At 29.6% G+C, this 1,648-nt stretch carries 1 protein-coding gene; it reads right to left on the bottom strand.

Annotated elements, in window-relative coordinates:
- Window positions 1-275 precede the first annotated feature (275 nt).
- Window positions 276-1,298 (bottom strand): IS701 family transposase, encoded by a 1,023-nt coding sequence (locus tag F6K22_RS40365; RefSeq protein WP_293110728.1) that lies wholly within the window; start codon window positions 1,296-1,298, stop codon window positions 276-278.
- Between the last annotated feature and the right edge of the window lie 350 nt (window positions 1,299-1,648).

Genomic DNA, 1,648 nt, shown 5'->3' on the forward strand with positions numbered 1-1,648 from the left:
TTGACAAATTTTCAAGTGTCTATATATAGGAATGAAATTTTCATCTGTGAAAAAAACTGGCAAAAAGTTGAGAGGGGACCTTTAGAAACTACAACCAGAGGGAAGGAAAAAAAGGTTAGAATAGAGAAAGTTTTTTTATTACTAATTATCTGTACATGATCAGGACTTACGCAAAAACACTATATATAGCGTATGTCAAATAGAGCGATCGCTTAAAAAAAAATGTAGCGATCGCCTCAAGATTTTAGCCATTAATTCAAGAGTAAGAAAAATACCTACAAAATCAAAATTGCTCTGAATTTTATTGTGGGCTTTTCCAGCTCTTGTATCAGATAATCTGAGAGTAATTCATGCTTAACTTGGTAAATAGTTTTCCCTATTTTCACTGCTAATCTTTTCAAAAAATTCCAGACTAATATAGCACAGGCTATATGATTTTTCTGAATTTTCCTGAGACGACATTGACAAAACTCTATACCTGTTAATTGCTTAATTTCTCTGTGAAATTCTTCAATTTTCCATCTGGTTTGAGATTCCAACTCTACTGCATCTACTGAAGCTTGACATAAGTCATTAGTTGCAATATATTCTGTCCTATTGGTAGAAATAGTTACCCAGAATAACTTTACTTTTTTATCTCTCGGAAAACCTTTTATTTTGATTATTTTACCTGATATTTTTTCTGGCTCATTCCAAGTTAATTCTTCTATCTTTTTATATTTTTCTATACCACCAGTATCATCTACTAAACGATTTATTTTTAAGGGACAGTAATAAATTTTTTCCATATTATCTATTAATCCCATTAACCTTTGTGTGGCATACCAACTATCCATTAACACAGTTTTAAATGGTAATTTATTCTGATTTACCACACATAAAATCATTTCTTCTACATGGTCTATTTTGGTTTTTTTATCAGTATCTGGGTCATAAATTCGATAATCTATCAGCCAAAATTGTTCGATTTTTGGATTAAAATATATACAATTTACTATTCCTATACCACTAACTACTTGATGCTCATTACCACTGTACTGTCGCCGAACCAATTCAATTTTATTACTATGCTTCTTCTTAAGAACTGTATCATCAAATATTAAATAACCTTCTGTATTAGTTACAATTTCTTTTTTAACATTTCTCCACAAATCCTGGTTGTCAAAGTTTTCTGTTTTTAAATAACGATTTATCTTGTCATGGCTAACATTTTCTAGGTGATTTGCTAAATTTGTGATAGTATAATTTGTATGAGAATTGAGTAGATAGTGACAATAATCAATATAGTTAAAATTCATCTTGCTATCTCAAATTAACAATAATATAATTATAGTATAATTAAGCTGTTTTAGCAAAATTTATTTACAATTAGCTAAAATAAATTTAAAGAGCATATCTTTAATATTATTAATATTAGTTATGATAATTTTTTTGTTCAGGCGATCGCTACATTTTTTAAAAGCGTTGGCGGAGCCTAACGGCAGCTATATCGCTCTATTTGGTATACGCTATATATAGTGTCTTTGCGTAAGTCCTGAGTATATTATGTGTCATACACACTCATCTTTCAAAGATTCAGGATTTGGGAAGATTTTTATGAAAAAGCTAATGTTATCTGTGATTAGCTCAGTATTGGCCATTTATGGCA

Source organism: Okeania sp. SIO2F4 (assembly GCF_010672385.1).
GTDB lineage: Bacteria > Cyanobacteriota > Cyanobacteriia > Cyanobacteriales > Microcoleaceae > Trichodesmium.

Bases quoted from the DNA above. Each gene is read 5' to 3' on its own strand.
- F6K22_RS40365 (WP_293110728.1), bottom strand. From the start codon at position 1,298: ATGAATTTTAACTATATTGATTATTGTCACTATCTACTCAATTCTCAT.